At 48.8% G+C, this 23,788-nt stretch carries 18 protein-coding genes and 1 pseudogene; 4 read left to right on the top strand and 15 right to left on the bottom strand.

What is annotated here, in order from left to right; all coding sequences use genetic code 11:
• Positions 1 to 75: 75 nt before the first annotated feature.
• From WG8_RS05330 to WG8_RS05280, 12 genes are all read right to left on the bottom strand, one after another.
• On the bottom strand, positions 76 to 612 hold the full coding sequence (locus WG8_RS05330) for a mismatch-specific DNA-glycosylase (RefSeq protein WP_007429085.1): 537 nt from the start codon (positions 610 to 612) through the stop codon (positions 76 to 78).
• Positions 613 to 626: 14 nt separating this feature from the next.
• Positions 627 to 1,490 (bottom strand): aldo/keto reductase, encoded by an 864-nt coding sequence (locus WG8_RS05325; RefSeq protein ID WP_007429084.1) that lies wholly within the window; start codon positions 1,488 to 1,490, stop codon positions 627 to 629.
• Between the two features lie 26 nt (positions 1,491 to 1,516).
• Complete coding sequence (locus WG8_RS05320; RefSeq protein WP_007429083.1) at positions 1,517 to 2,818, bottom strand: hypothetical protein; 1,302 nt, start codon at positions 2,816 to 2,818, stop codon at positions 1,517 to 1,519.
• 14 nt (positions 2,819 to 2,832) lie between these two features.
• The gene (locus tag WG8_RS05315; protein WP_007429082.1) at positions 2,833 to 4,296 is read right to left on the bottom strand and encodes a PstS family phosphate ABC transporter substrate-binding protein; all 1,464 of its coding nucleotides are present in this window, start codon (positions 4,294 to 4,296) and stop codon (positions 2,833 to 2,835) included.
• Positions 4,297 to 4,438: 142 nt separating this feature from the next.
• Positions 4,439 to 5,152, bottom strand: a complete 714-nt coding sequence (locus WG8_RS05310) for a class I SAM-dependent methyltransferase (RefSeq protein WP_043890808.1) — start codon at positions 5,150 to 5,152, stop codon at positions 4,439 to 4,441.
• 33 nt (positions 5,153 to 5,185) lie between these two features.
• On the bottom strand, positions 5,186 to 7,282 hold the full coding sequence (locus WG8_RS05305) for an ABC transporter permease (protein WP_007429080.1): 2,097 nt from the start codon (positions 7,280 to 7,282) through the stop codon (positions 5,186 to 5,188).
• Positions 7,257 to 8,159, bottom strand: a complete 903-nt coding sequence (locus tag WG8_RS05300; protein ID WP_007429079.1) for an ABC transporter ATP-binding protein — start codon at positions 8,157 to 8,159, stop codon at positions 7,257 to 7,259. Before WG8_RS05300 ends, WG8_RS05305 begins: the two co-directional genes overlap by 26 nt.
• Complete coding sequence (locus WG8_RS05295; protein WP_007429078.1) at positions 8,152 to 8,541, bottom strand: GntR family transcriptional regulator; 390 nt, start codon at positions 8,539 to 8,541, stop codon at positions 8,152 to 8,154. The genes WG8_RS05300 and WG8_RS05295 overlap by 8 nt, the downstream gene beginning before the upstream one ends.
• 430 nt (positions 8,542 to 8,971) lie before the next feature.
• Positions 8,972 to 9,130 (bottom strand): histidine kinase dimerization/phospho-acceptor domain-containing protein, encoded by a 159-nt coding sequence (locus WG8_RS28025; RefSeq protein WP_232289055.1) that lies wholly within the window; start codon positions 9,128 to 9,130, stop codon positions 8,972 to 8,974.
• 60 nt (positions 9,131 to 9,190) lie between these two features.
• Positions 9,191 to 10,126 carry a nucleoside hydrolase gene (locus WG8_RS05290; RefSeq protein WP_007429075.1) on the bottom strand — a complete coding sequence of 312 codons (936 nt, stop codon included), beginning with the start codon at positions 10,124 to 10,126 and terminating at the stop codon, positions 9,191 to 9,193.
• 177 nt (positions 10,127 to 10,303) lie between these two features.
• Complete coding sequence (locus WG8_RS05285) at positions 10,304 to 12,502, bottom strand: glycoside hydrolase family 6 protein (protein WP_043890825.1); 2,199 nt, start codon at positions 12,500 to 12,502, stop codon at positions 10,304 to 10,306.
• 666 nt (positions 12,503 to 13,168) lie between these two features.
• On the bottom strand, positions 13,169 to 14,683 hold the full coding sequence (locus tag WG8_RS05280) for an alpha-glucosidase/alpha-galactosidase (RefSeq protein WP_007429073.1): 1,515 nt from the start codon (positions 14,681 to 14,683) through the stop codon (positions 13,169 to 13,171).
• Between the two features lie 311 nt (positions 14,684 to 14,994).
• Between WG8_RS05280 and WG8_RS05270 the strand changes: the two genes are divergently transcribed.
• The 4 genes from WG8_RS05270 to WG8_RS05255 all read left to right on the top strand — a co-directional run bounded on the left by WG8_RS05270 (position 14,995) and on the right by WG8_RS05255 (position 20,376).
• Complete coding sequence (locus tag WG8_RS05270; protein WP_007429072.1) at positions 14,995 to 15,993, top strand: substrate-binding domain-containing protein; 999 nt, start codon at positions 14,995 to 14,997, stop codon at positions 15,991 to 15,993.
• Positions 15,990 to 17,435: a sensor histidine kinase gene (locus WG8_RS05265; RefSeq protein ID WP_007429071.1), complete on the top strand. Its 1,446-nt coding sequence runs from the start codon at positions 15,990 to 15,992 to the stop codon at positions 17,433 to 17,435. The genes WG8_RS05270 and WG8_RS05265 overlap by 4 nt, the downstream gene beginning before the upstream one ends.
• Entirely contained in the window at positions 17,410 to 18,747 is a 1,338-nt protein-coding gene (locus WG8_RS05260) for an AraC family transcriptional regulator (protein WP_007429070.1), read from the top strand. Before WG8_RS05265 ends, WG8_RS05260 begins: the two co-directional genes overlap by 26 nt.
• 228 nt (positions 18,748 to 18,975) lie before the next feature.
• Positions 18,976 to 20,376, top strand: a complete 1,401-nt coding sequence (locus WG8_RS05255; protein WP_007429069.1) for a sugar porter family MFS transporter — start codon at positions 18,976 to 18,978, stop codon at positions 20,374 to 20,376.
• A 780-nt stretch (positions 20,377 to 21,156) separates the two neighbouring features.
• Here WG8_RS05255 and WG8_RS05250 read toward each other — a convergent pair.
• The 3 genes and pseudogenes from WG8_RS05250 to WG8_RS05240 all read right to left on the bottom strand — a co-directional run.
• Positions 21,157 to 21,369, bottom strand: a complete 213-nt coding sequence (locus WG8_RS05250; RefSeq protein WP_007429067.1) for a hypothetical protein — start codon at positions 21,367 to 21,369, stop codon at positions 21,157 to 21,159.
• Between the two features lie 467 nt (positions 21,370 to 21,836).
• Positions 21,837 to 22,328 (bottom strand): hypothetical protein, encoded by a 492-nt coding sequence (locus tag WG8_RS05245; protein WP_043890806.1) that lies wholly within the window; start codon positions 22,326 to 22,328, stop codon positions 21,837 to 21,839.
• Positions 22,322 to 23,788 (bottom strand): annotated as a pseudogene (locus tag WG8_RS05240) (hypothetical protein); the annotation flags it as partial. The pseudogene WG8_RS05240 and the gene WG8_RS05245, both read right to left, overlap by 7 nt.

Here is a 23,788-nt window from a genome sequence, read left to right as displayed (position 1 = left end):
TCTCCCCTAAGGGTTGAAGACGTGTGGTTCTTTTTCTGTTCACAGTATCCAATGCATTCGCTGCATTCGCTGCTTTCAGACGATTTCCGACGAAAGGAACGTCTGCAGCTGGCGGTAAATATCCGAGATCTCGTCCAGCGACATGCGCACCAGTCCGCTGGACGAGGGTGCCACAAATTCATGCATCTCGGGGATGAGTGGTTCAGGCTGAAATCCCCAATTTACTTTGGATTTTTTACTGTATTCGGTGTATACGCCTTTGCCGACAAAGCAAGCGACCTTCGGGCGATATTCTTTTAGCTTTGCATGCAGCTCCAGACGTCCTTTGGCGTATTCCTCGCGCGTAATGTCCTCCACGCCCCTGGTAGGGCGGGAAACAATGTTCGTAAAACCGTAGCCAAGCTTCAGTAGCTCCCGATCTTCCGATGGATCGTACAAGCGGGGCGTCAAGCCCGCTCCCTCCAGGAGGCGCCAGAAACGGTTGCGGGGATTCGCATAATGATGGCCTACTTCGCCTGATTTCAAGCTGGGATTAAAACCAATGAATACGACGGATAATCCATAATCCAAATGATCATCTACCTCATGCAGCTCTGTCTCCTGCTCTGTCATGGGCCTCCCCTTCCTCAAACGATATCCAGTGGCTGCTTCCGCGTGGGTGGAGGAAAAGCTTCGTCTATTCGTTGAAGCTGCTCAGGGGTAAGCCGGATATGGGCTGCCGCTGCATTTTCCCGTACGTGCGATTCTTGTACCGCCTTCGGGATTGCCCAGACATCGCCATCCCGTATAACCCACGCGAGCGCAATTTGGGTTGGAGTTACCCCGTGGCTGGCTGCGATATCCACCATAACGGGATGCTCCAGCAGTCCCCGTCGCAGGCGTCCACCCTGGGCAATCGGGCAATAGGCCATCACAGGCACCCCGTGTGTGCGGCTCCAAGGGAGCAGGTCGTATTCGATGCCTCGCAAAGCTGCATGATACAGTACCTGGTTTACTGCGCAGGCATCGCCTCCGCTCAGGCTCCACAGCTCCTCCATGTCGGACTTGTCCAGATTGGATACTCCCCAGTTACGGATTTTACCCTGCTCACGCAGCTTTTCCATGCCTTGAATCGTCTCTTCCAACGGGATATTCCCGCGCCAATGTAGCAGATACATATCCATGTACTCCGTTCCCATCCGGGTTAGGCTCGCTTCACAGGCATGAGCCAGCCCTTGACGGTCTGCATGATGCGGATAAGCCTTGCTAACGAGATATACATCATCCCGACGGCCGCGAATGGCCTCTCCGACGATCTCTTCCGCTCCCCCCTCCGCGTACATTTCAGCCGTGTCAATCAGCGTCATGCCCAGCTCCAAACCAAGTTGAAGCGCACGCACCTCCTCCTGCCGGAGCGAAGCTTTTTCGCCCATATGCCATGTACCTTGCCCAATGAGCGGCACTTTACGCCCGCCAGTCCATGTGATCGTATTTATCTTTTGTTGGCTCATGTGCTTTCCCCTCCCTCTATACCGATTCAGTGGCCAGATGCCGCTGGCTTGTCAAAAACATGGCTCTGAGTCCAATGCTGCCCACCATCTGAGGTCGTATACATCACAGGTGCCTGCTCCGAATCCGAGAAAATAGCCCAGCCTTCCTTGGCATTCGCCATCCCGATTTGCTGGCTGCCATAGCCGCCAAAGCTTTGCTTGCCATTGTTCCACGTCTTGCCGCCGTCATTCGTCCAGCCAATCGTATTGGGCTTGTCGCACGGTGCGCAGTAGCCGCCCATCAATGCCGTATGGCTGTTGACCGCATAGAGCATCCCCGGCGCCACCCCTTCATTTTTGGGAACCTGATTGTCCTGCTGGCTAATACCGGGTGCGGGACCGCCGCCAGCGGTGGCATTGGCCAGTACAGCGCGCCAGCTTTGACCGCTATCGGCCGTATGCCAAAGCGAATACGAAGTCTGATTCATAGTCTGATTCATGCCTGTGCCTCCAATCAGCTCGATCCATGCGTTGCCCCGTTCCACTGAACGGATAATGGCCCCGTTCAGAGGCTCCTCGGTTGTCCGTGACATGACGGCAGTCCACTTTTGCCCCCCGTTAACGGTGTGTAAAATTTGAAATGAGCGGTCTGTGTTCTGCGTTACCACCCAGCCGTTTTGCCGATCATGAAAATAGGGCTGTCCCACCGTATGATCAGGCACAGGAAGCGCAGACCAGCTTTGTCCGCCATCCTGCGTATATTGGCTGCCGCTGAATCCTTCTTTGGATGATACAAAGTGTAAAAAGCCTGCTGTTCCTTGCTTAGGCACTGTCCCTACAGTCTCCCAGCGTTTGCCGCCATCGCGCGTTGCCAGCAGCGACCCGCTATCGGCCATAACAGCCCAAGCCTGCTGCCCATTCAAGGCAAAAATCTGCTGCACCGTACCTTGACCCTGATATTGCACATTCCAAGCCGATCCGACGGAGCCGGATGATCCCGCATCTGTCCGGGCAATCCAGCCGTTCCCGCCGATCCAGCCGGACTTGCCGTCGATCAGACGCAGGGCAGTAATATTGTCCATGCGGACCTTTGCTACATTAGCGTCTGTAGATGCTTGTCCCGTGGCGGATGGTGATGTAGTATTGCTCCCGTCAGAAGCTGTCTGCTGTTCTGGTGTACGTACTGCCGCTCCTGAACCGTTCGCTTGTGCCGACGTTGAACCTGGCTGCTCATTCTGAGTCACTTGCCCATCCGTTTTTTTCGGTCCGTTTTGTGCACCGGTTTCACATCCCGCTGTCATTATGACTATGGCGAGCAAAAGCAGCCAGCCCGATGTTTTTTTCTTCATTTTCGTTCATCCCCTTAAGTTGTTGATATATCCAGAGCAACAAAGCCCCCTCTTTCAATGGCCCGGGTTCCGTCTTCGCTTTGCAGCCATTCGAGTAACCGCTGCACCGAAGAGCGTGGCTTCTCGCCTTCCCGTGTGATCGCGAATAGTTGAGCCGTAAATGGATATTGCCCCGAACGAATATGTTCTTTGTTCGGCTCCACCCCATCAATAGGCAGAAACTTGACCTCTTGTCGATTATGCATCACATTGGCAAAATAATAAAATGAATAGCCAAGCGCGTTGTGATCTTTGTTAAAATCTGCGACTGCATTAATCATACCACCCATAATGCCAATTTGGAGTTCCCGAGGCGGTTCAGTCATCGCATGGCCTGCCATTACCTTCTTTTGCATATATGTCTGGCTACCTGAATTTTCCTCTCGCTGATAAGCAATGATCGGCTGATCCTTTCCCCCTACTTCACTCCAATTATGAATAGATCCTTCATATATGCGGCGAACCTGCTCTGAAGAAAGTCCCTTAACCGGATTGTCCTGATGAACGAGAAAAATAAACGCATCCCGTCCAATGGGGTCGAGCTTCATTTGCACCCCACGGCTTTTCGCCAGACGCAGCTCCTCATCGGAAGGTCCGGCCACCAGAATCAGATCCGCCTTCTTTTCGATCAAATTTACATATGCCTGATGTGTCGTATTGAATCTCAGTTCGTGTGCTGCGCGCGCCTTGCTCATTCCAGTCAATTCATGCAGCATATCCTGTGCGAACGGAATGGCCGCTGTAGCTCCGTCAACTACCGGAAAATCCGTCTCGGCAATGTATGGATGTTGAGGAAGCCTCAATGCAACCGTCAGTACAATCATGAGCGCAGCGGACATCGAAACGACAACCCATTGCCATCTATGATCCACCTTTCCGTCCTTGTCGGTCACCGCTGGATAACGATCTACCCCCACACCTATCACCATGCCAGCTATCGGCAGCAGTGCAGTCAGCAGAAACCAGATTTCACTATGCTGTGTATAGGGCTCCAATACCTCCAGCCCAGGCGCCGCCCAAGCGTGATAAAGTGAAAAGAGCTCCCACGAGCCTCCCCACACCTCAGCAGGTTGACCGCCAGATCCTTGTAGCCCCACAATCCACAGGCACAGTCCGCACAATAATGATAACAGTCCGGTCAGCATCAGTGGAAGCTGATGCATGCTGGAAATACGCGCACTCAAGGCACCGTAAGCCGCAAAAATCAGTCCAACAATCCATGCGTATAGCACCAGCATCACAATCACCGCTGTATCTGTTACACCTTCATGTCTCAGCAGAAGCTGCACATTGGATGCCACAACGATACTCCAAATAACATTAAACATGACTGAAAACAATCCAAACATAAACGTACCGCCCAGCCATGGCCAAAACCACGCTATCCGCACAGCAGCGCCTTTCTCCGTATCAGCTATAACTCCCTTTGGATCAGACATGTACATCCCCCTATACCTAGTATATGAAATGAGACTGTAAGCAATTGCTTCTTCATTGTACAATTATGGTAAAGATTAGTATACGAGGAGATGGCAAAAAGACCTCTCCTGCGGGAAAGGCCTTTTTGGTATCGGATCTTCTTTAGACTGCTCTGGCATGGATCAAAAAACGGTGCTGCTTCACGTCCCAATATCCATCACGTTGGATGTCCAAATACAGACCATACAGCTGTTCTATATATTTCTGTAGCTGAAAGTCTGCAATCTGCCATTCAATTGCTTTTAAATAATAGACGAGCGCCCCGATATCGTAAAACCGCTGTATCGGAAACTGCTCCTGCTGGTCCACGATTTCGAAGCCGTTGCTTTCCAGACCTGCAAGCGCTTGAGAAAGAGTCCAATCCGCGTACTCGTAATCAGGCGCTCCCAGGCGTTCGTTAATGCCCGCACAATCCAGGCCCCCCACCTGTTGGGTCAAAAACGTCCCGCCCGGACGTAAAATGCGACGCACTTCCCCTGGCGAAAATGACTCGTGCTTATTCAGCACAAGATCGAACCCGGCATCGTCAAACGGAAGGGCGTCGTCATCATCTATAGCGATAACATGTACGCCCAGCGGCTCCAGTCGTTTTTTGGCAACAGGAACATTCGGTGCATACGCTTCTGTCGCATATACGATCTCTGGAAAAGGGCGCAACCGGGACAAGAGCTCGCCCCCGCCTGTCCCCATATCCAGCATCGCCTTCGATGCATGGATAAACGTCATAGCCTTGCTGACATATGACCAGTCCAAAGGCTCGCTTGCGACCCGTCCTGTATCCGAAATGAATGAGAAATCCCATCCGTCAGTCCAAATGTGGAGAAGCTCTTGCCTGTTGTTCCGAACCGCTTAAGGAGCTGTCGGTAAAGCCTTCGCAAGCTCCGGTGTGATGTCTTTTGGAGTTAATAAGTAATAAACCGTATGAAAGCCGGAACCGCTGATGGACTTGATTTTGACTTGGAACAGATAAGTGCCTTTCTCCACTTGTGGATCATAGCTATAATTATTACGGTTATCCAGCACAGTATTCCAAAGTTTTGGATCTTCAATTGTGGTGACTTTATACTTCTGCTGCAATATCCTGAATAAATTCGCTTCATCAATATACTTGCCAGGTTGATACGGCTCCTTCTCTTGAGAAACCATTGGAATAGCTCGAACCGATATAATATCCTTCGACGTAATAATCACCTTGTCAGCATATCCTTTGCGCTCCAGCCAAGCATTCAGCTTGTGAAAGGATAAATGCCAATTATAGGAGACGTTGCGAGTCCATTCCGGTTCTTCTGCTGAAATAGATGAAGGTTTGTTCAGAATTTCAATATTCCCCAACGCATAAGAGCCTGCCTGCATTTCACTATAGCTCATGTCCAAAACTTCTTCTTTCAGTACTGCTTCAAATTCACGAATATCTTTCGGATCAGTCAGAACAACTCGCCGTTCATTATCATCTGCCGATTGAATGCTGATTGTCTCCGCTGTACCATACAGCTTATCCAGTGAGTAGCTTACTGTTTTGTACGGCTCAGACAGCATCACTTTCGCCAGCGCTGCCCGGAAAGGCTGCTCGGGAAATGTATAGCTGCGAGTCATAATGGTACCATCATCCAAACAATAGGCAATGGATACCCTTTGTTGAGGTTCTTTATTGGACCCGGACGTCTCTCCAGCTGAATGTGCTCTTACAAGCTCACGCTGTAAATTCAGAACAGCGGCGATAAAATCTTTTTCTTGCGAAAAATAAAGATTTTTCCGTGTTGCTCCCCCGTCCAGATACAAATTTGGCCCAGCATAGACTTGCTCGACTGAATGCGCGGTTGGAATCCGTTCCTCGAAGCCTATCCAACTAGACGTGGGGATGTACATTGCCAGACCCAAAACTGCACCGTATGCGACCAACTCCAGCAAAGCACGAATACGCACAATTTGCCACGTTTTGCGGATTACCATCTCCACAGCAATATAGCCCAAAATAGCTCCAAGTACATACCCGAAGATCGCCCAGTCTTTCCTCTGGCCCCCTGTACTATAAAAATATTCTCCTATCAGCAGCATGGCACATACCATGACTCCTGCCTTAAATAAGGGTTGGAAGAAAGTAAAGGCCATGGCCTGTGTCGCCTTCTCTACCAGCCGTTTGCGATATAACACATAGCTTAAAATCACAAACAGCAAGGAAACACCAATATAAATAAGCAGCTCCACATATGAAAATGCACTACTCGCCAATTCCATAATGCGGGCGAATGGCGATAAACTATACCAAATATTATTGCTGCTACGCAACTCCACGCCATTACTATATTGGACAATGGTTCCAGTAATCTGAGAGTAGCCATATAGATTGTGCCCCAGAAAACGACTAATCATGGAGTACAAAAAAAAGGGCAACAGCAGCAAAGCATACACTACAACGGATTGCAACAGCGATTGCCCTACACAGATGCCTACAAACACGGTAAAAGCAAACAGGAAAATCGAAATAACCGATACAACCAAAGCCCATGATCCAATATCATTGATATGAAAAATAAAAGGCAATTCAACCGACGTGTTTAACAGGGCAGTTACTCCCGCAGTCAGCCATATGGGTACAATCAAAAGGATCAGACCGCTAATTAAATGTGCCGTTAACAGATGCTCTCTGCGCAAAGGAAGACTGTGGTATAAATCTGATGAACCCTTCCGCTGAATAAAGCGAAGCAGCATCACACCCGCCAGCACAGGTACAGTCAAAAAAACGATATTTTGCAATCCATCACCTGAGCTCGTACCATCGAACAGGCTTCTCAAAACCGTGGGCACTTGCTCGTTTCCAGTACTCATAAATAACGGCAGCGGCACTGTAAACAGTAATCCCGCCAAGTACAACAGACCGATCCAGCCATGCTGTCTCAGGCTTTGGCGAACCACGCCGCCGCTATAGAAGAATCGGTTGGATGTCATAACCCGCGTCCTCCATTTCATAAATGAAAATTTCCTCCAGCGTTAACGGCAGCAAATCGAACACATGCGGCTCATACGCTCGGATCGTTTCTGCAATCCGCTCTCGTTCCCCACGGATAATCAGCAGCAGAACACTGCCTCTCCGCTCCTTATGTACAACCGAAAGTTGCTTGTATACGGCTTCCTCATGCGCGCTTTCACGAAAAGCAACCTGCACCTTATGGGTATCGGACTTGAGGTCGTCGACTTCCTTTTCCAGCAGCATGCGTCCCTGGTGCATAATGCCGACGTGATCACACATGTCTTCGATCTCACGCAAATTATGGGATGAAATCACGACGGTCAGCTCGCGTGCAGCCGTTTCCTGGAACAGCAGATTTTTGATCATTCGCCGCATCACGGGGTCCAATCCATCAATCGGCTCATCCAGAATCAACAACTCAGGCATACAGCTCAAGGCAAGTAAAAATGCGGCCTGACGCTTCATCCCTTTGGAAAAACGATGCAGTTTACGTTTGGGGTCCAGCTTGAAAATGCCCGTAAGCTGCATGTATCGCTCCTCACTCCAGTTCGGATAAATGGAGCAATAAAAACGGGCCATCTGTTGAATCGTCGCCTGCGGAAAAAAATAGGGTGTGTCCGGCATAAACAGAATGCGCTGCTTGACTTCGGGCTGCTCATATACAGCTTGCCCCCCGATCAGCACCTTCCCTGTATCCGGTCGATAGATTCCGGCAATCATTTTGAGCAGTGTCGTTTTACCCGCCCCATTCGAGCCCAGCAATCCAAAAATGGAGCCTTTCTTCACCGTAAGGGCGAGTTGATCCACCGCCTTTTCTTCTGCAAATGTCTTTGTGACTTCCCTTAATTCAATCAAGGGACATCCCCCTTTCCTTCAATTGCATCGCTTCCACGTATATGGCGTCCACTTCCGGCTGCGTAAAACCAAAATGGACGGCTTCGATCATCTGCTTTAACAACGCTGCCCGAATCTCATCCCGCTTCATTTGCTGCGGCTGCTGCTCGGCAGGTGTGACAAAGCTGCCCTTGCCCTGGACAGAATAGATATATCCTTCGCGTTCCAGCTCACGATACGCCTTCTGAATCGTATTCGGATTCACTGTTAGCTGAGCGGACAATGCCCGCACGGAAGGCAATTGCTCATCCGGCTCAAGTGATCCGTACACGATCATTTCCTTCACCCTGTCCATTAACTGCTCGTAGATTGGCTTGCGGCTGCGGATATCCAGATCGAACATGGACTTCCTCCTTTCAAAACCTGGTCAGATGTATCTGCATATTTCAAACTGTCCTAACTGTATTATCATTAATAGTACAGTTAGGACAGTTTGTCAATCATTTGTTTGGTTATTTATTACAAAAAATAGCCGTAATGCATGATGCATCACGGCTATTTTTTTTAACATTCCTTCGACTCATAAGGCTCATCACGGCTCACATTCGCCAGCGCTTCCTCTTCCGGCAGCATGAGATCCAGCTGAAACCGGAACGTCGATCCCTGGGCATCTTCACTATCCACACCAACTTCACCAGCACCTGCCGGATACGCACATGGTCGCCAACAAGGACCCCCGGCAGTTCCTCATCCACGTGCCAGTCCAATAGAACGCCCTTTTCCATAGCCTGCCTAGGAAATAGGTCTGCCACACTCCCATCACATGCTCAAGCTCAAAAGGCTCGTGCAGCATTGAGGATCTGCATTAAAACCGAGCTACTGCTGGTAATGATATCTATGTTGCTCCGCTGTTCCTCATCCAACTCGGTGTCGGCAAGCAGCCCTGCCATGCCAATAATGCCGTTCATTGGTGTACGAAGCTCATGACTCATCACGGAAAAGCAGTTTCCTTTCCTCGACAAAATGGCAATCCCTGTCAGAGCTATATTTGTTTATACCACCCGGCTAAGAAAATGACGCAAAAATCGCTCTGCATCGACCTCAAGTGCTACATCGACAGAGGACAGCGCCTGAGCTTCGTGCTCGTTTTGCACCTCACGGGTGCGACCGACTTCAGGGGAATCCCCCACCTCAACAGCAATACGCATCGGGCGCGTCTGCACAAAACTGGAATCTATGGCTAGTCCAACGGCCAATGGATCATGCAAAGCACAGCCTGCAATACCAGGTCTGAAATTGCGATAGGCTTCCATATAAAAGTCCGTCATATCTGCCATAAACTTGCCCAGCTCGGTTCCTTGCTCACGCCACTTGTCTACATCATGCTGGGGAAGCAGCGTCTGCATGGTCACGTCCAGCCCGACGAGTGTAAGCGGGAAACCCGCTCCCAGCACATAGGCTGCGGCTTCCGGATCAGCGTAAATATTCGCTTCAGCGGCCTCGGTTACATTCCCTCGTACTGTAACCGCTCCGCCCATAATGATCAGGCGGTCAAGCAATTTTGGCAATTCGGGGCAGCGATCCAGTGCAATCGCAAGATTGGTCAGCGGTCCCACAGCTACCAGGGTAAGCTTGCCCTCATAGCGACAAGCCTGTCCAATTATAAAATCAGCCGCATCCCCAGGCGCGGCCTGGTGTGACGGCGCTTCTTTGAGCTGGTTGCCAATCCCGTCTTCACCATGAATATGACGGGAATACGGCTTGAACAGCTCACGGGCATACGGCTTGTGAGCGCCGGACACGACCGGAGCCTCTACACCCAGCTTTTCCAGCAGGATCAGTGAGTTGCGTGTTGCCTCCTCCACCGAGATATTGCCAAAGGTGGTTGTAATGCCGAGCAGTTCCAATTCCGGAGAATGGACAGCGTATGCAATGGCAAGTGCGTCGTCGATCCCCGTATCTACATCTAAAATTAACTTTTTACTCATGATGACCCCCACAGTAGAACAGCATTCTTTTTTTTCATTATACACAATTTGAATACTTATCCCCTTGATCATGAGGTTCTTTAGCTGAAGACGATCAAAAAAGCTACGGCAGTTTGTGCCGTAGCTTTTCCTTCAGGGTTTCTTCTATTGTTTAAGCGCACATCTTCTGTCTCAATCTTAAGGCTCGATTCCCCATACCAGCTCATCATTTTGGAACAACGTTACTTTGTTCCATTCTGTATAAGAGGTTTTGGTTGGATCGAACGAGTAGTCATTGGATTCATCGTGATTAGACCAGTCGTTTTTGTTAATACGGACTTGAATTTCACCTGTTTGTGCTCCAGCAGCAAGCGTGCCGGCAGCAGGACTGAAACCAATTTCAATATATTTGTCTGTAAAGGTACGCAGCACGTTATCATTACCTATTTGTGCCCAGTCCACTGCAGACTGCATGTCTTGGTTACCCTCTTTAGTGAAGTAGTAGCGGATTTTCAGATCACTCAGCTTCACAGGAGTTGTTCCGTTATTTTTTACGTTAAAAAATGGTTTAATTGCATTATTCGTTGGATCGGTATCTCCAGCCCGGTACAGAACAGCCAGGTCACCTGCAGGTTCTGTTGGAGTTGGAGTCGGATCTGGTGTTGGTTCTGGTGTAGGGGTTGGATCTGGTGTTGGTGTTGGATCTGTAGGATTTGTTGGTGTAGTAGCCTTCGATCCAACAGTCACTTTCACTACAGCCGAATCCTTGCTTGAACCATTTGCATTCGTAGCACTTATTACATAATAGTAAGTCGTTCCATTCGTCAAATCTGTATCCGTGTATTCTGTACCTGTTACACGTGACGCAATCGTTGTAAAAGGACCTTCCTCACTGGTAGCACGCTTCACTGTGTAGCTTTGGGCACCAGTGGAAGCAGCCCAAGTCAGCTTCACACCCAATTTTCCCTGTAAGTCTGCCGGTACTGCCGGAGCTTCTGGGGTTGGTGTAGGTGTTGGCGTAGGTGCTGGGTCTACGCTACCATCAGCAGCTTTGATTGCTGGATATGCATTGTTCACGAGCATAACGAACTGATCATGGAACCAAGCACCGGAAATCGGAGCATTTGGCAATGCGCCTGTCAATACGCCGTCACTGGTTGTGTAAGTAGGATCACACATCCGGTCAAAGCCTTTGCCCTCATCGTTCGGAATGAGCGAGCTGGAGCCGTCGGAAGCACCCGGAGGCTTCGCCCATACATATGCATCGACATGGGAAGCCGGAGCGGTTTGAGGAGGTGTCCCCATACCTGCGCCACTGTTGTTACACCAGTTACCGCGATGGTCGCGTCTGTCCACACGGCCTGAGTTCACGTACGAATTGATATCGTTACCTGTAGCTTTAGTTGGACGGTTCGGTCCACCCCAGCCGTTACGGCCGGTATCAATCAGCATACCGAGAGAACTTGGCCAGCCTGCATTTACAAAATCTCTGTGCAGACCTTCTGTGAAATGCAGCTCATCGAAGTAAGGGTTCCATTCGTAATACTTGGAAGACTTGATCGGCTGTCCGTTAATATTCAGGTTGGAATCAGGCAGATTAGGCTCAACCAGCGGCGTAGTGTTGGCTGTATTGGTGATAAAGCCGTCTACGCTGGACAATCCTTTAGATGTGTTTCTGAAAACGTTGGTATACAGAGAAACTGTTGCTGAACGGTTGTTATCCCAACCGAGCCAGCCGGAGTGACCGATATCTACGTATTTGTATACGTTAGGAATTTCGTTCAGTTTGTTGATTGTGTACTGAATACCGGTTTCATAGATACCGGTGGATTTGGCTTGAGCACATTTTGGATCGCTCATATTGGTTACCAGGTTCGGTAAACTGTCCGGTTCAATGATCGTTACGATACGAATGTCCTTATATTTGGGGTTGGCAAGGATCTCAGCAATCTTGTCGACATAATCCTTTTTGTACGTTTCCAGACCTGCCTGGGTCAGCGGAAGCTCACCATTGGAAGCCAAGGCATGACAATCCCGTCCGGGCAGATCATATATAATAAACTCTGCCGTAATCGGCGTGTCGCCTTTCTTTTGGGCCAATACTTGATCCAGATGCTCTTCCAGACCAAGATTGCCTGGCGTCCCTTTAATGGCAGCGATGCGATCGAGCCATACGGATGTCGGGAACGTTTTGACAGTTTGCATTTTCGCTTTCAGATTAGCATCGGTAACCTTGGCAATTGACGAATCGACGAAAGCGGCGTAATCAGGACTAATATATTTTGTTGCCCCGATATAAGGGTTGTCCACATGGGATTCTGCATTTATTTTTCCTGTCAATCCTGTACCTGGTAAAAAACTACCTGCGACGAGTGATAACGCAAAAGCATACTTCATGCCTTTACGAAGCACTTGCTTTGTTTTCAATTATTTCACCTATCTTTCTTAAATTTTGTTTACTCATCCTATGTCGTCACCTGATTGTTACATGATTTTGCGTGATTGCACCCTCTTTCCTCAAAAAAAGTAGCGTGCATAGCCGCAAAGGTAAGCGCATTCTGTGTTTCCTCGCGCCCGAATTTTCGTATTATCCCCTTTTTGTCACCTCCTATGTTAGATTATAGTAACCCTGAAATCTGCTGTAAATTGAATAAATTAAGGTCTAGATTATAAATTAGGCATTGGATTGCCACACTTCCAGTTCTTTCCGTCTCCCCGTTACTAATCGCCGAGTCCCTCGTATGATGAATTATCCCTGATGTTACAAGCTTTTCCAAGATTCGAGTTCGACAAAAAAGGAGCAGATTCCTAAAAATTAGGGTGCATTCTTTAATTTCCGTCAGCTAAAATCGACATTATAAATCTTGGACTGCGATCCATGCCAAATGGTTAAATCTATCAACAATAAAAGGGTATTTTCAGGCCTCATAGCCATGAAAATACCCTTTCCTGTTGTGTAGTTATCGTTGGACAGCCTCACGGTCATTCATCATGCATGTGAGGATTTTGCAAAATCCTGATCTACGTACACGCAGTGAACGCTAATGCGATGATACCAAGCTGCTAAGCTTGGCTTGGCTGCGCCTTTTCACGTTCCTTGCCTTTGTCGGATTCGCCCGCATTTTTGTTGGCCGCCTCACGGTCCAGTTGCATTTCCTCAATCGTCTTGACCTTAAGCCTGGCCGCTCCCTCATAAGGACGGGTTGGGATTAGATCACCTGCAGCCAGACGCTGACGCGCCTCGGCAATCGCTGCTTTGTATTGTGGAAGCCATGCTTCCTGCGCTACCAGCATTTCATCAACCATCTGCCAAATCTCTTTCGGGTTACAAACCGCACCCACCAGCGGGTCCATCATAAACGCCTGGCGCAGCAGCTTATCATCCCCATGCACAGCCGCTTCGACAGCCAAACGCTGGACGGAAATACTTACATTGCAGACGGCCGCAGGACCGAGCGGAAGCTCCCCGACATGTGGCATGGAAATACCGTTCCGATCCACGTATCCCGGTGCTTCAATGATCGCATCGTCCGGCAGATTGGAGATTACTCCGTTATTGACGACATTAAAATGCCCCCGGTATACACGCCCGGTTTCCAGCCCTTCGATAATGTACGAGCCGTGCTCCTCACCACGATTATCCGCCGTATACACTAATGGATCTTCTTTCATCCAGTTTGGAAAATCTGTCTCGAACCAGTTGCGTCCTTCCGTACATACGCGCAGATAGCCACCTGTTTCTCCGTTGATCCAGCTGCCCAGATCAATCCAGTCTAGAATTTCATCCGGACGCTTTCGGTACCAAGGAACATACTCACTTAAATGACCGTTTGATTCTGTGCTGTAATAGCCAAAACGGCGAAGCATGTCGATTCGTACCTTTTCGGTGCGGCTATATTCGGGATGCTTTTCAAAAGCCTCCAGCAGTCCTGCCGTCAGATCCTTCCCTTTATGGGATGCCTGAATATACCATGTCTGGTGATTGATTCCGGCGCATACAATGTCCACATCCTGCTTCTCCAGGCCGTACACCTCGGCAATTTGATGATGACCGTGCTGAACACCGTGACATAGACCAATCGTACGCACGCCGCCGTACTTGTTACAGGCCCAGGTCATCATCGCCATCGGATTCGAGTAGTTCAGCAGCAGCACATCCGGTGCACTCAGCTCACGGATATCCTTGCAAATGTCCAGCATTTCAGCGATCCCGCGCTGTCCGTACATGATCCCTCCTGCACACAGCGTATCTCCTACGCATTGATCCACGCCATATTTCAGCGGTATATCCACATCAGTCGCAAAGCCTTCCAGACCACCGACCCGGATCGTACAAATAACGTATTTGGCATCCTTTAAAGCCATCTTTCGATCCGTAGAGGACTGTATTTGTATGGACAAACCGTTCTCCCGAATATCCCGCTGACACAGCTCAGTGACCATATCCAGATTGTGCTGGCTTATGTCCGTAAAAGCCACTTCAATTTCGTTAAATTGAGGCACTGCCAACAGGTCTCGCAAAATTCCACGGGTAAAACCTATGCTTCCCGCTCCAATAAAAGCTACTTTAAATGACACGGCAATCAACCTCCGGTATAAGAATTGTAATATACCGCCATTGTAGCAATCTGCCTGTGGAAAGCGTTATCAAAATCATGACCAGATTCGTGTTTAGGTGTCAAAAATCCTAACTTTCATATCGAAAAAAAGCTATGTACCTTCTTTTAATTCCCGTTTTACTCAAAAGTTGATTCAGCATTTGGGAATGTTCAGGAATGATTACAATATGGAATTCCTCCTCAATGACCGCGCGTGTGCTGACGATAGCTGCGGTTGTTTTGTTGCTGTATAATGAGTTGAGTCTGTAAATATTCCCAAAGGAGCAAGACATGTCAAACCGTAAATGGACATTTATCCTTATCCCCGTCTTCCTGCCATTTGCCTGGCTGCTGTTTCAGTTCACTCTGTCTTCTCTTCAAATTCACCAATTTGCAGAGCAATTGAAAACGGTTTCAACAAAAGGCGGAGCTTCCGATACAAAAGTGGTATTGATATCACAGGAGTTGGACAATTATTACTGGCGATCAATCGAACAAGGAGCCCGAAAGGAAGCGGAACAGTACGGTATGCGGCTCGATTATATCGGGCCGGACCGCATTAATCCGTCCGAGCAGATCAAACTGCTGGATAAAGCGATCGCCGCCAAGGCGGATGCAATTCTGGTTCAAGGGATAAATGATCCGGAGTATCGCCGATTAATCAACAAAGCGGCCGGACTTGGCATACCCGTCATCACGATTGATACGGATGAGCCGGACTCCCAAAGACTGGCTTACGTCGGAACGGATAACGAAGGAGCAGGGAAGCGGATGGGCGTGCTGTTGGCAAAAGCCTCCAGAGAGCGTGGCGACATTGGAGTTATGATCAGCAACGAGCGCGTCGAGAACCAGCGGCTCAGGCTTGCCGGGTTTCGTTCCGTGATCAGCCGCTATCCCAAGCTCCGCATTGTGGAGATTCGCTCCTCGGACATTTCGCGGCTTCAGGCAGCCCAGCAAGCTCAGAACATGCTCATCCGGTATCCGCAGATCCGCTACATGGTCGGATTCAGTGCGCTGGACGGCCCTGGCATTCTGGAAGCCTCCGAACGGAGCGGAGCGCGAAGTTTGCAGATTTTCGCTTTTGACGATATGGCCGATACGTTGGAAGCCATCAGAGATAGCAAAATCAAACTGACCCTTGTTCAGCAGCCCGTGGAAATGGGGGCTACGGCCATAAAACTGCTGAAAGATTATTTAAAGGGGAATGATCTCCAGGAATTAACATACACCAGGGTATATGAAGTGCATGCGGACACTCCCGACAACATGGCCGGAGATGATGGACGATGACGATCAGAAAGAAGCTGCTTCTGTTCATCCCCCTCTTAGTTGTATTCGCCAATATCATCGCTTATTTTGTATTCCAAAGCGGAAAGGTCGTACAACAGAGCTACGATGAAATGCTTGGCCGAATTCTGCTCATCGAGCAAACCTCCGAATCGGCAGAGAGCAACTTAAAGCTCCTATACGCCTATCTGCTTAATCCGAGAGACGATAAGGCTGTGCAGGGCCCGACAGAACGCCAATTGATGCAGTTGAAGAGCAGAATTCAGGAAGTCTCCGACTCGGCCGCCCCTTCTTTCGCCGAGGAGGACTACGTGAATCTGTTGGCCACATTTCTTGAACAGAAACAAGCCGCAGTTCTGGGCGCAAATGCACAAGACCCTCAATCGGCTTTTGAACATTATATTGAAGCGGAGAAAACCGTCAGCTATATCCACGAGGAGGGACAGCGACTGATTGATGCTGAACTGGCTTATTATCGGCCGATCATCGAGAACATCCGGAACAAGAATGAGCGAATGAACGGATTGGGAGTGGCGTTGTTCGGCATGAACGCGCTGATGGGGGTTTTGCTTGCAATCTGGGTCTCGCGCAGCATTACCGGCCCTGTCGGCAGACTTGTCGCACTGGCGAAGCAAATCGCCACAGGCGATCTGAATATCGAGCCCCAACTACGACGGGATGACGAGCTAGGCGTACTGTCGGACGCCATTTCGCAGATGTCCGCCGATTTGAGCATCCTCATCGAGAAGGATAAACAGAGTCTGGAAATGCGGCGGCTTGTGAAGGAACTGGAGCTTCTGGCCCTGCAAAATCAAATGAACCCGCACTTTTTGTTCAATACCTTAAATGTGCTCTCCAAGCTGGCGATCCTGGAAGGGGCGGAGAAGACCAGCGACCTGATTGTTTCGCTGTCCAATCTGCTGCGGTACAGCCTGCAAAAGCTGGACAAACCCGTAACTCTCCAGGAGGAACTGGATCATATCCGTGAATACGTAACAATCCAGCAGGCACGCTTCCGGGACAGAATTCGCTTTGATCTTCATTTTGACGCTTCCGTACTTCAGCAGCAAATTCCGGCCCTGACGATCCAGCCGTTCATTGAAAACGCTTTTCTTCACGGTGTGGCAGATATGGAAACCGGAGCCATTATCGCGTTGACGCTGTCGAGAGCGAACGAGGATGTGCAAATTGAAATTTCGGACAACGGAAAGGGCATGGCGGAGGAAACCCGACTGTCCGTGCTCCGTCTTGAAGGTGGAGCCGAAAGCGGCAGTTCAACTGGACTTGGAATGCAAAACGTGTTTAAGCGGCTGCAGTTGTTCTACGGAAAGGAAGGAATGGTTGAAATCAGCAGCAATACCGGACAAGGTACTGCCATAACAATACGAATTCCTGTCAAGAAGGAGAGTGAGCGGACTGATGTATCGGTTGTTGATCGCGGATGACGAGGCTTTGGAGAGGGAAGGACTGGAATTGACAGTGGAACGGGCGATGCCGGGGATATTCCGGTTTATTCATGCCGGCAACGGCCGCATGGCGATCGAATGCGCGGAAGAGCACCGTCCCCATATTGCCATTCTGGATATCAATATGCCCGGAATCGACGGGCTTGAAGCGCTTCGTGAATTGAAGGAGCGGCTTCCCGATACCCGATTCGTGCTCGTCACCGCCTATGATTATTTTGCCTATGCCCGGGAGGCGCTCTCTTTGGGCGTAAAAGAATATATTCTGAAGCCGGCGAAGCGGGAACTAGTCATCGGTACACTGAAACAACTGATTGAAGAAATTGAGCGTGAGAAGCGGGCACGTACGGAAGAATTAGAGCTTAGACACAAAATCTCGCAGTTGATGCCGCTCGCAGAAAATGAGCTGGCTTTAATGCTGATGGTTGACCAGACAGTGGATTCGAGCGCTTCACAGTTGTCGGAATGGCTGGACTTTCCTCTTGACCAGGGAAGCGCCATCATTGCCGCCTTTGACGGATATACGGACGAGCAGGATAAAAAGAAAATTTACGACCATTTCCGAAGCTATGTAAAAACGCATGGCCCGAATTCCATTGTAAGCTCCTTGATCGACCACCATGTAGCCACTTTTTTACGAAAGCCGCCTGCCACCGACGAAAACAGCTGGCGGCAGCTGGTTAAATCCCTTGTCCAGCAGCTTTCCGAGCTTGCCCGGCAGCAACTTGGCATAAAGACGGCCATTGGAATCGGATCGCTGCATAGCGGTGAGGAAGGACTTCGCAAGTCCTATTTCGAAGCCGTTTTTGCCTCCACCCTACGCAAGCGGGATGGGGGTTACTGCCACTTTGACGAACTGAAGTCGTCAGAGGCCGGAAACGCTGGTTTACTTGCCGTTAAAGCGGAGAAAGGAATGCTTCAGCAGACGTACGTCATGTCAGCACTGCAACGGATACGCGAACAGCGGGAGGTTCAAACACTGACTATGCTGGGCAGGGCGAAAATGTATATCGAGGAACGATTCAATGATGATCTTTCGCTGGAAGAAGTAGCTGATTTCGTCCATTTGAATCCTCACTATTTCAGCAAAATTTTCAAACAGGAATACGGAGAAACGTTCATCGACTTCGTAACCCGGCTGCGGATTGATAAAGCCATTTCTCTGATTAAGGCTGGCAACCTTGCTCTTAAAGAAATCAGCTTTGAAGTGGGTTATAAGGACCCGAACTATTTTAGCCGCGTCTTTAAGAAGATAACGGGCGTTCCTCCCACTGAGTTCAAAGGCCAAAAATAGTAGAGATTCATCCATGCCGACCACCCACATGGATTTTTTTAAGCTCGAATGACAAGGTAATGCTAGGTTTAGCCCCTCCGTCTCCAATTCGGAAAATCGAAGCCAAAATCGTGCATGAAAAGGTCCGTTTATTGAAGACGATAACCGGCCTTTCTTTTATAAGCGCGTGTTATACTTCTCCTCGAAGAATGGAATGAGGTTCCAGGAACCTGGAGGGGAGATGATCATATGGCAGTAATCATCAATAATGAAAGCGCTCAACAGAAAGCGCTTCAATCGGAAAAACCCAATATGCTTTTTGTGACGCTGGTATCCATCGTAGCTGCGCTTGGAGGCATCCTGTTCGGTTTTGATATCGCGGTTGTTTCGGGAGCAGTCGAATTCCTACAGCAGCGTTTTTCGCTGAGCGAATTTCAGGTTGGTTGGGCGGTGTCGAGTCTGATTGTCGGGAGTGTCACAGGAGCGGCTCTCTCCGGCTACATGAGTGAAAGGATCGGCAGAAAAAAGGTATTGCTGGCCGCCGGATTTTTATTCGTCGTCGGCTCGATCTGCTCTGCGCTTCAAGATACGTTCACCGGGTATGTGATCTTTCGCATGATCGGCGGCGTCGGCATAGGAATCACTTCCACCATTTGTCCGGTGTACAATGCGGAGATCGCTCCCGCCAAATACCGTGGCCGTTTGGTTGCTTTAAATCAGTTGGCGATTGTAACGGGCATTTTTCTGGTTTATTTTCAGAATTCGTGGATTGTCGGCATGGGGGATGAAGCCTGGGGTGTCTCAACGGCCTGGCGCTGGATGTTCGGAGTGGGAGCCGTTCCGGGACTGATCTTTATGCTCTTGATGCTCTTCATACCCGAAAGCCCGAGATGGCTAATTAAACAGAATCGGCCTTATGAAGCGCTGCCGATTCTGCTGAAAATTCACGGTGAAGAAGCCGCTAAGCAGGAAGTGCTTGATATCAAGGAATCGTTCAAAGATGAGAGCGACTCACTTAAACAAGTGTTCGCTCCCGGTATTCGGGTCGCTCTCTTTATCGGTGTCATGCTTGCCATTATGCAGCATATTACCGGCATCAATGCCATTTTGTATTACGCGCCGGTTATCTTTAAAGGAATGGGACTTGGTACGGACGCCTCTTTGACCCAGACCATCTGGATCGGGTTGATCAATGTGTTGTTCACCATCGTATCCGTATGGCTGATCGACAAAGCGGGGCGAAAAGTCCTGCTGATGATCGGCACCTCGTTGATGACCCTCTGTTTGATCATTATCGGAGCCGCATTCAAAATGGGTTTAACCACCGGGCCACTCGTGCTCATCATGATATTGATCTACGTGGCCGCCTACGCTATATCGCTTGGGCCGATCGTATGGGTTATGATCTCGGAGATCTTTCCGAACCGCGTTCGCGGCAAAGCGGTCGCCATCGCTTCGATGGCATTGTGGGCCGGTGATTATCTGGTATCCCAGGCATTCCCTCCCCTGCTGAGTTCAGCCGGTCCGTCCAATACCTTCTGGACATTCGGAGCCATCTCGTTGTTCGTCGTATTCTTTATATGGCGCAAGGTTCCCGAAACCAAGGGGAGATCACTTGAACAGATGGAAAATATGTGGCTCGGGAAATGACCCGACTTTAGCTCTCAAGAAGCCCGGACACGTGTTATAATGCTTGAAAACATATGGCCTCTGAAGTCATTACCGACTTAAAATCGGCAATGCTTCAGAGGCTTCTTATTGCTTATTTGTAATTTACCCGGCGGTTAAAGGCTGCGGCTTCCCGCGCCAGATTCCTTCCGTCCAGCACGGCCCAGCCTCCTGATGGCACGTCTGCCAGCATGGATAAACCTGCAGCCGCATCCCCTCAAGGCACAGATTGGCCCTCCCTTGGCGACGTCACGGCGAATGGAGGTAAGCTTGCTGTTCACCTTCGGGCGGGCGTTCCCAACATGGGGACTGTGCCGATGATACTCAGCGCCTTCTGTGCTACATTCAGTATCCCGCTCAGAAGTTTTGCCTTCGGCAATGCAGTCTGGCCGGGGAAGCACTTACCCTCTTCGTCTGACCCCCGCCTGAGCTCCCCCCGTAGGTGAACCCATTCCAGATCCGCCAGCACTTTTGGGCGCATAAGTAGCCCGATAAGCCTGAATTGACATCAGCGGCGTTTCCGGTACAGGCTCTAGCTCTGTTGTTCGTTCATCTTTTCTGCTATTACCTGTTCACGCTTTGCCATTTCATTCAGTTCCTTCATTGAAAGTTTATCAAGTGTGCTTGTCAAGTTTTAAAGTGTTTGGTTGGTTGAATTCTTAACAGACCCAGGTGAGGCTATTTATTCAGCCGCCAAGCAACCCTTGATTTCGTCAGCTAGTTCAAGTACTTTCCTCCATTTAGGTGAACTTCTAACTGCGTCTATATTCCATTCATCATCTCATCACTAATTAGTCCAGCATCGTTTAGTCGTTGCAAGATATAAGCGTGTAAAAAAGAAGTAACCCCTGTATCAAATTCCTCAAAGATATTATACCCGATTACCATATCATCCTGGCTTAGCAGATATGTTCCACACTTATCAATCGTATCTACATATAGATCCATAAGTTTTTCTATAGATATTTTCTCCATCCAACAAATCTCCCTTATTTTTGAATAATCGCAGCCTTATCGCCAGGTAACCGAGTCAGGTCCCACCACCTTGACTTTACCTGTTTGCCCACTGGAGAATCCAATGTATGACCCTTCATTTGGCACACATCGGGTCCCATTTCGGTAAATCCTTGATCAATTGTCCAAAACCCTCACTAGATAAACCAAACTGATAACCTTCATAACTGTTTATCGCTATTTTCTATGTTATGTTTTAATAACCATTTTTCTAGTTTAATAATAAAACTTCTTCCGCTAGCCTGTATTTAATCGGGGGTATTCCCCAAACTCGCTTTAAGACCAGCCCTGATATCAGTCTGATACGAAAACAGCCCCTAAGGCAATTTCTGGACGCGAGAACGTCCTTTTTTTGCCGTTAGGGGCTTAAGACTTCTAATTCGGAGATACCTCTAAACTTTTTTAAAACTAACCAACGTGTATAACTGTTAGTAATTTTTTAGAACTTCAATTTGATTACGTGCTATATTTTCAAAACTTTCATATAAATGTGATATTTTCTTAATAAATATGCGGTCTTTCTCCAGTGACTTTTTATTCTCCAATTCATTTAAAATCATATAAAACTCTTCACAGGATACTGAAGATCCCTCTCCACCATCTGCTTCATCTCCTGACATTAATAGTAACTCACGCATAGAAATTTGTTTGGATAAAAATTTAAGATATAGAAATCCTATGACAGCATCACTAAAAAGAGAAGTATTTCTAATGGTATGGGACTCAGTAATTAACTGCTCACTTAATGCTTTACTTAAAGCATCTAGATCACTCGCCAACGAAACAGCAAAAATCCACTCTTCTGGTTTTTCTTCTTTCAGAATCTGTATATCCGCCCAATTTTGCCAGTCTTCTTTACTATAATATCCGCTTAAAGAAGCAGCAAATAAATAATGTGCTATAGCTAAAATTTTTACCACCTCGGCGTTTCAGGATGTAGACCAGGTGTCCCTGGTCCATGTTGGTTGGGATTATACCATGGATTTGCATGATGATGAGGATTCGTATGTGTTGGAACATCAGGCCTCCCATGATCTGTGTAATCATTGTTACCTATTCTTCGACCATACTGATCGTATATTGTTTCCCTATCATATAACTCACCTGTCTTGCCATTAATTTTTTGATCAGTAATACTCCTAGTACCAGGTGCTGTGTACTGTCTTTGTCTTGTATTCATCTGGCCTTTAGATATATCTTTATAGTCCTGTTCCCAATATCTTTTATAGCGGGCAGCTTCTTCTGTATCCATTTGGTCAACGAACGTCTTATCTTTCCCCGTCCCCTTAGTCCCAAGTTTAACTTCTTGTTCGATTATATTTTTCGATTGCTGTTTCAATGGGACACTATCGGAAATTATTTCCTCGGTTATTTGTTTCTTGCTCGACTGTGAGAAAAACTGTTTAAATTCTTCTGCACTTGGGCCACGTCCTCCTCCTCGTCCATCAAATACAAAAGGACCTTCCGTCATGTTAGATAATGACATCCACTTTTGCTCTTCTTGAGATATACCTTCTTTATTCGATAAAATCAAAAAGTCGCCAGGATAACTTTTTTTCCAATCCTCATAATATTTAATATCAGGATCGCCATTTGCTGTGCGCACCACTCGATCTGCTGCCCAATAACTTCCTTCAGGTATATCAGGTCTGTAGTCTTCATTAACTGTTATATAAACATACGTTCCACGAATCCCCCACTTCTTTTTATCTTCTTCAGTAGGCTCTATCCTTTCCTGCACACTCATCTTTCCCCAAGGTTGCCTTGGAGGCTGTTCTATATTCTTGGGCTTCCAGCCCGCTCTTACTTCAAGCGGAATTTTGTGATACTCCGTGTTCAGCTTGTCCATATTATGGGCTAGACTTTTCGCTAGCTCCCCTAATGATCTGGAACTGGCGACGTTGCGGGCTGCCGTCCATACTTTGCCTCTGTAAGCAGCGGCGTAGCGTTGTCCGACGCCGTTCTTTTTATAAGCGGCTACCCGGCGGTTAAAGGCTGCGGCTTCCCGCGCCAGATTCCTTCCGCCCAGCACAGCCCAGCCTCCTGATGGCACGCCAGCCAACATGGATAACCCTGCTGCCGCGTACTTCAAGGCACGGGTTGGCCCTCCCTTGGCAACGTCGCGGCGAATGGAGGTGAGCTTGCTGCTCACTATCCGGGCAGGCGTTCCCAATACGGGAACCGTACCGATGATACTCAGCGCCTTCTGAGCTACGTTCAGTATCCCGCCCAGCAAATTTGCCTTGGGCGATGCAGGTGTGGCGGGGGAAGCACCTGCCTTCCCCACCTGGCCACCATCTGAGCTTCCCCCGTTAGGTGAGCCCGCTCCAGATCCGCCAGTACTCTTCGGCGCATGAGCGGCCTGATACGCCTTGATCGA

Source organism: Paenibacillus sp. Aloe-11 (genome assembly GCF_000245715.1).
In the GTDB taxonomy this organism is placed as follows: Bacteria; Bacillota; Bacilli; order Paenibacillales; family Paenibacillaceae; genus Paenibacillus; species Paenibacillus kribbensis.
This window is presented reverse-complemented; position numbering and strand designations above follow the sequence as displayed.

Excerpts from the sequence above, each read along its gene's own strand:
- WG8_RS05260 (WP_007429070.1), top strand. The coding sequence starts at position 17,410 with ATGTATCGGTTGTTGATCGCGGATGACGAGGCTTTGGAGAGGGAAGGA.
- WG8_RS05290 (WP_007429075.1), bottom strand. The coding sequence starts at position 10,126 with ATGAGTAAAAAGTTAATTTTAGATGTAGATACGGGGATCGACGACGCA.
- WG8_RS05305 (WP_007429080.1), bottom strand. The coding sequence starts at position 7,282 with ATGACATCCAACCGATTCTTCTATAGCGGCGGCGTGGTTCGCCAAAGC.
- WG8_RS05325 (WP_007429084.1), bottom strand. The coding sequence starts at position 1,490 with ATGAGCCAACAAAAGATAAATACGATCACATGGACTGGCGGGCGTAAA.
- WG8_RS05270 (WP_007429072.1), top strand. The coding sequence starts at position 14,995 with ATGTCAAACCGTAAATGGACATTTATCCTTATCCCCGTCTTCCTGCCA.
- WG8_RS05320 (WP_007429083.1), bottom strand. The coding sequence starts at position 2,818 with ATGAAGAAAAAAACATCGGGCTGGCTGCTTTTGCTCGCCATAGTCATA.
- WG8_RS28025 (WP_232289055.1), bottom strand. The coding sequence starts at position 9,130 with ATGAGTCATGAGCTTCGTACACCAATGAACGGCATTATTGGCATGGCA.
- WG8_RS05285 (WP_043890825.1), bottom strand. The coding sequence starts at position 12,502 with ATGAAGTATGCTTTTGCGTTATCACTCGTCGCAGGTAGTTTTTTACCA.
- WG8_RS05255 (WP_007429069.1), top strand. The coding sequence starts at position 18,976 with ATGGCAGTAATCATCAATAATGAAAGCGCTCAACAGAAAGCGCTTCAA.
- WG8_RS05330 (WP_007429085.1), bottom strand. The coding sequence starts at position 612 with ATGACAGAGCAGGAGACAGAGCTGCATGAGGTAGATGATCATTTGGAT.
- WG8_RS05250 (WP_007429067.1), bottom strand. The coding sequence starts at position 21,369 with ATGGAGAAAATATCTATAGAAAAACTTATGGATCTATATGTAGATACG.
- WG8_RS05295 (WP_007429078.1), bottom strand. The coding sequence starts at position 8,541 with ATGTTCGATCTGGATATCCGCAGCCGCAAGCCAATCTACGAGCAGTTA.
- WG8_RS05315 (WP_007429082.1), bottom strand. The coding sequence starts at position 4,296 with ATGTCTGATCCAAAGGGAGTTATAGCTGATACGGAGAAAGGCGCTGCT.
- WG8_RS05265 (WP_007429071.1), top strand. The coding sequence starts at position 15,990 with ATGACGATCAGAAAGAAGCTGCTTCTGTTCATCCCCCTCTTAGTTGTA.